This window comes from Streptomyces rishiriensis (assembly GCF_003112535.1).
In the GTDB taxonomy this organism is placed as follows: Bacteria; Actinomycetota; Actinomycetes; order Streptomycetales; family Streptomycetaceae; genus Streptomyces; species Streptomyces rishiriensis.
Window position 1 is genome coordinate 1 of record NZ_BEWA01000049.1, and the last position, 5,248, is coordinate 5,248.

At 66.1% G+C, this 5,248-nt stretch carries 4 protein-coding genes; 2 read left to right on the top strand and 2 right to left on the bottom strand.

Annotated features, from left to right (window positions below):
- Positions 1 to 56: 56 nt before the first annotated feature.
- Positions 57 to 1,178 (top strand): IS630 family transposase, encoded by a 1,122-nt coding sequence (locus tag Sri02f_RS40635; protein WP_109006301.1) that lies wholly within the window; start codon positions 57 to 59, stop codon positions 1,176 to 1,178.
- Between the two features lie 157 nt (positions 1,179 to 1,335).
- Here Sri02f_RS40635 and Sri02f_RS40640 read toward each other — a convergent pair whose 3' ends face one another.
- Positions 1,336 to 3,336 (bottom strand): alpha/beta hydrolase, encoded by a 2,001-nt coding sequence (locus Sri02f_RS40640; RefSeq protein WP_159106894.1) that lies wholly within the window; start codon positions 3,334 to 3,336, stop codon positions 1,336 to 1,338.
- A gap of 107 nt (positions 3,337 to 3,443) precedes the next feature.
- Positions 3,444 to 3,899, bottom strand: a complete 456-nt coding sequence (locus tag Sri02f_RS40645) for a YybH family protein (protein WP_109006303.1) — start codon at positions 3,897 to 3,899, stop codon at positions 3,444 to 3,446.
- Between the two features lie 113 nt (positions 3,900 to 4,012).
- Here Sri02f_RS40645 and Sri02f_RS40650 point away from each other — a divergent pair, with 113 nt between their 5' ends.
- Positions 4,013 to 4,666, top strand: coding sequence for a TetR/AcrR family transcriptional regulator (locus tag Sri02f_RS40650; protein WP_109006304.1), 654 nt, complete (start codon positions 4,013 to 4,015; stop codon positions 4,664 to 4,666).
- Positions 4,667 to 5,248 lie beyond the last annotated feature (582 nt).

The window sequence follows — 5,248 nt, forward strand, 5'->3', positions numbered from 1 at the left end:
AGACCTAACGGAGTCCTACTAGTGTCCTGCGCCAGTAGTTGATCGTTAGTAGTGGTGTGACTTCTGCTGCTGGTGCGTCAGTTCCTCGTCGGGGCCCGAAGCTGGAACCGCTGCTGCTGTCTGCCGAGGAGCGGGCGGTGTTGGAGCGGTGGACGCGTCGGGCGACATCGGCCCAGGCCCTGGCCCTGCGGGCGCGGACCGTGCTGGCCTGTGCGGGGCCGGAAGTACCACCGATCGTCGCGGTCGCCCGGGATCTGCGGGTGACCGTGGACACCGTCCGAAAGTGGCGGCGGCGCTTCCTCGTCGAGCGGCTGGACGGGCTGTCCGACGAGCCCAGGCCCGGCCGACCACCCACCATCAGCGTCGATCAGGTGGAGGCGGTGGTGGTCACCACGCTGGAACAGGTGCCGAAGAACGCCACCCACTGGTCGCGGAAATCGATGGCCGAGCACAGTGGCCTGTCGAAATCGACCGTCGGCCGGATCTGGCGGCAGTTCCAGCTCAAGCCGCATCTGGCCGACACCTTCAAGCTCTCGACCGACCCGTTGTTCGTGGAGAAGGTCTACGACGTCGTCGGCTTGTACTTCGACCCGCCCGAGGGGGCGGTGGTGCTCTCGGTGGACGAGAAGTCGCAGATCCAGGCGCTGGACCGGTCCCAGCCGGTGTTGCCGATAATGCCGGGCATGCCCGAGCGGCGCACCCACGACTACGTCCGCAACGGCCTGACCACCCTGTTCGCCGCCTTCGACGTCGCCACCGGTGAGGTCATCACCGCCCTGCACCGCCGGCACCGGGCGGTGGAGTTCAAGAAGTTCCTGATCCGGATCGACAAGACGGTGCCCGCGCATCTTCAGGTCCATCTGATCGTGGACAACTACGGCACCCACAAGACGCCCGCGATCAAGTCCTGGCTGGCCAAACACCCCAGGTTCGAACTGCACTTCACCCCGACCGGCAGCTCGTGGATCAACCAGGTCGAGCGGTGGTTCGGCTACCTCGCCCACCAGATGATCCGCCGCGGCGCACACAAGACCATCCATGCCCTGGAAGCCGACATCCGGGCCTGGGTCAAAGACTGGAACGAAAACCCCAAGCCGTTCATCTGGACCAAGACCGCCGAAGAAATCCTCGACTCCCTCGCCCGACTCTGCCGACGGATCTCTGGCGCAGGGCACTAGACGATCACGCGCGGGGCGCGGCTCGTTTGTTGCGCGGCATCCCGATGCCGCCGACGGCGGGGTGAGAGCAAAGAGCCGGTCCGCAGAAAACAGCTTGGTGGGCGGGCGCCATAGGTCCCTGCGGCGCCCGCCCAACCCGTAGTGTCCTCCTACGGACTCAAGAGCTCTTGCGAATCGCCGGTGTGCGCCAAATGCGGTCCGGCCACCTGCGGAAGTGCTCGACGCACAGCAACCCAAGATTCGCTGCCGCACCTGCACCGACTATGGCTGCAGCAGGCGCCAGGAGACCGGAAAGCGCATAACAGCCGATCCATGCCCCGAGGAACGCCCCGCAGACCGCGGCCACCAACCCAGCGCGCCGCATCTGGGATGAGCGCTCATTACGGGTCCAGGCCAGATAGGCGCCGAGGCCTACCATCAGGCCCGTCCCGGGCACGATCACGCTCGCGTCGGCCACGAAGTCATCGGGACCTATCGTCCAGATCAGCAGAACCCCCAGCAGCCATCCGCCAAGGCCGAGCGGGATCACGGTCCCGGTTCGTACCCAGGCACTCGCGCGGGGACCGAAGCCACCACGCCTGTGCGACCAGCGTGCGATCACGCCAAGCAGAGCGAGGCCGAGGGTTGCGCCTGCCAGGGTGACTCCGGATAGCAGCTTGGCCACCGTGGACATGCTCCACGGAACGGCCTCGAAGTCGACGGGCCTCCTGTCGAACTGGGACCTGTCCACCTTGCCGGTGTCGAAGAAGGTGGTCAGTAGACGTTTTCCGGCTTCGGGACGGTGTTCCCAGAAGTCGGCGGTGTGGCCCAGCCCGGGAAGGATCACCTGCTGTCCCCGGGACAGGGCGGGCAGCAGTTCGTCGGTGGCCAGCTGCGCCGGGGTGGAGAAGTCGACCTCACCGCTGACGACGAGGGTATCCACGTCACTGGGCCGCATCTGGCGATACTTGGCGTTGTCGGGGCTGTCCGGCCATACCGTGAACAGACCGGACTCGCCGGCCCACAGGAAGTCGGTTGAGGCGTTGCCCAGGATCGAGCCCGGATCGCCACCGCTGTCGTAGTAGCGCTGTGCTGCTGGTCCATCGATCATGGCGAAGGAAGCGAACTCGCCCCAGACGATGGAATCCGGCAGTGTGAGATCACCGAGGACAGACATGGCCCACAAGGCGCCGGTGTCCCGGCTGAGATAGGCGTCGATGACGGTCGGAGCGTTGTTCGGTGCCGAGGCCGGACCGTTGTGATGCATGGCGTACTGGCTCAGAACCCGGACGTTGGTGTCCTTGATACGGAAGGGCCCCCAGCGTTCAGGGATCTCGCCGACGGTCTTCCGGATCGATTCGGCGAGGTCGGATGTACGCGCGGCGCAGGCGTCGTCGTCGTCGCACAGCCGTGTGTACTGGGCGAACTGCGCATCGGTGATGCGCGGGTCCCAGAGGAAGTGCCCGGGCGTATTGACCGACACCATCGCGGAGCGGTGCAGCACCGCCGGGTGCCGCCAGGAGTAGATCATGGCGGTGCGTGTTCCAGCACTGGAGCTGAGGAGGTTGATCTGTGAGTAGCCCAGGGCGGTACGGGCCGCTTCCAGATCCCCCACCCGCTGGAGAGCGGAGTAGCCGGTGAGGTCGATCCCGTCCTCGGTGAGGCGGTCCGCACATAATTCGAACGCTTTGGTCGTGGCAGGCAGTGTCCTCGATCCCGCGATTCCGTCGGCGGACTGCATGGCCGCGGTGACCTCGGGGCAGTCCAGACGGCGCGATCCATCGATGCCCCGGTAACCGACCAGGACCACATCGTGTCGGCCGGTGAGCCGGCTTGCCTGCGGGAAGTCCATGTTCGTTCTTCCGGGGCCGCCGCCCAGTCGGAAGATCGGTTCCGCGGGGTCTGCGGAAGTGGCCCGGACGCGGGTGACCGGAAGTGCTATCAGCTCGGACTTGGGGTCGCGCCGGTTCTCCGGGACGGCGAGTGTGCCGCAGTCGGCGGCGACGGTTCCGGCTTCGGTGTCGTAGTCGCAGGGGCGCATGGTGAGCGACCCGGAGGCGGCGCCCTCGGGTACGGACAGGAGATGTTCCGGCCGCAGCGCCAAGTAACAGAGCGACACCAGGAGTCCGCCGGTGACCACGAAGGCGAGCAGGGGCCGCCATGACTTGAGAAGTGTCATTTCGTTTCCGTATAAGTATGCGCGGGCCCGAGCTTTCCCCACGGGAGGTACGACGGGCATTGGCGCGTGGGGTCGGCTCGGGTGGTTCGGACCGTCGGGGAGCCCGGTCAGCCTCGCTCCCACAGCGGCAACCGGAACATGGCGTAGGTGAACTTGCCGCTGATGCGCCCTGCGGTGTCGAAGTGGAACACGTCCACACCGTGCCATTGCATGCGGCCGCCGTAGCGCGCACGGGCGAACAGGCGCAGTGGCAACGGCACATGGCGGCCGGACTCTCCGCTCATGTCGAGCCGGCAGGCCCAGCGGATCGTGGCGCGCCGGTTCGGCTCGTCGATGATCTTGTCGTACACGGCGAAGTGCATGGCGCCGTAGCGCCCGGCGAAGTGCGGCTCGAACTCTTTGCGGATCGCCGCGATGCCACGTCGCTCCGGGAGGTGGCCGGGCAGGTACACGGCGTCGTCGGCGAAGAAGGACATGACCTTGTCGAGATCGGGGCTCGGCTCGTTGAAGGCGGCAACGAAGTCGTCGATGGTCTGACTGAGGTTGGTCGAGGTGGCGGAGATGGTCGTTCACTCCCGGAGCGCGATGGGGTTGTCGGATGCCGGGACATTAACAGAACGCCCATTCCTTAACAAGAGACGACTGTTCTGTTAGATCTGGACTAGGATGAACGCTCATGTCAGCGCCATTCCAGCGGGCTCGACGCCCTGATCAGAAGGACCAGCGGCGTGAGGCCATCCTCACCGCCGCTCGGGAGCTCGCCGAGCGTTCCGGCGTGGCCAGGGTCAGCCTGCAGGACATCGCCACCGCGGTCGGACTCGCCAAGTCCAACGTGTTGCGCTACTTCGGCACGCGCGAGGAGATCTACCTGCATCTGCTGATGAGCGCGGGTTCTGAGTGGGCGAGCGCGGTCAGTGCCCGGTTGCAGGAAGTGAGTGGGACCGAGGCAACAGCCGGCGTTCTCGCGGATGCCTTCGTGGACCGGCCGCTCTACTGTGATTTGACCACGCACGCGGAGACGATGCTCGAGCACAATGTGTCCGTGGAGGTGCTGAAGGTCTTCAAGAGGTGGGCCATCGACACCTACTGGGCGATCGGCCGGCGCATCTCCGTCGCCTGCCCGGAACTGACCCCCGCCGATGGCGCCGCACTCGTGATGACAGCCAGCGCTTTCGTCGCGAAGCTGTTTCCCATCACCCGTCCGCCTGAGGCGCTGCGTGAACTGTACGCGCGCGAGCCGGAGATCGCGGGGGCGTTCCCGCCGTTCCGCCCGACACTGAAACGCATGGTGGCGGCCACCGCAGCCGGCCTTCCTCTGGTGCGTCAGTAGACGACTGAAGGGGTGTCAACAGGCGGGGAATGAGATCCGGTTGCGTCTGTGAGGTCAGCGAACCGGGACCGGGCCGATCGTGACGGCAGCTGACTGCGCAAGAGCATCCTGCCCATTTCTTCGAACAGGTCCAGCACACCAACCTGATGGGTGAGAGCCCGGAAGTTGGGACGGCAGTGTGGTGAAGCATCAAGTGGACGAGCCTTTCGGCTGAGTGAACCGTCGCCACCGCGGGCGTCGCATGTTCGCGACCATCTGGATCAGCAGCCTCATGAAGCCCCATTGATCACGACTTCAGACAGCCCCTGGTCCGACCGCCGCCGGGTACCAAGCCGTCCCGCCCGCGCCTCAGTCCGCCTTGAGGGCGGTGAGGACGTTCAGCCGGCCCCGCACAGGCCGGCACGATCCGCGCCCGCAGGGCCAGGGCCTGGGCCGATGTCGCCCGACGCGTCCACCGCTCCAACACCGCCCGCTCCTCGGCAGACAGCAGCAGCGGTTCCAGCTTCGGGCACCGACGAGGAACTGACGCACCAGCAGCAGAAGTCACACCACTACTAACGATCAACTACTGGCGCAGGACAC